The organism is Paraburkholderia sp. SIMBA_030, from assembly GCF_046535245.1.
Lineage (GTDB): Bacteria > Pseudomonadota > Gammaproteobacteria > Burkholderiales > Burkholderiaceae > Paraburkholderia.
Map to the genome: position 1 here is coordinate 1 of NZ_JAWRXB010000708.1, position 266 is coordinate 266.

At 68.0% G+C, this 266-nt stretch carries 1 protein-coding gene; it reads right to left on the minus strand.

The features are described 5' to 3' along the window. Positions 1-36: 36 nt before the first annotated feature. On the minus strand, positions 37-266 hold a 230-nt coding region (locus SB772_RS41785), incomplete at its 5' end, for a tRNA pseudouridine(55) synthase TruB (protein ID WP_410838747.1).

Here is a 266-nt window from a genome sequence, read left to right on the forward strand (position 1 = left end):
CATGACCGGCAGGCCTACGGCGCGCCGGTCGCGTCGTCAGACGAAGACGCGCTTCGGGCGGAATTCGCCCTCGCCGATCTCGCCGATGGCGATCAGCTTGCCGCGCGCCGTCGCATAGGCTTCGCTCTCGGTGATCGGGGCGTCACGGCCGCGCACGAGGATCGGGTTGCCCATCTTCAGACGGTGCGCCTGATCGTCGTTGACGGCCAGATGCGGCAGGGAAGACAGCGCTTCGCTGGTGTCGATGAGCAGCGCGTCGAGAGCTG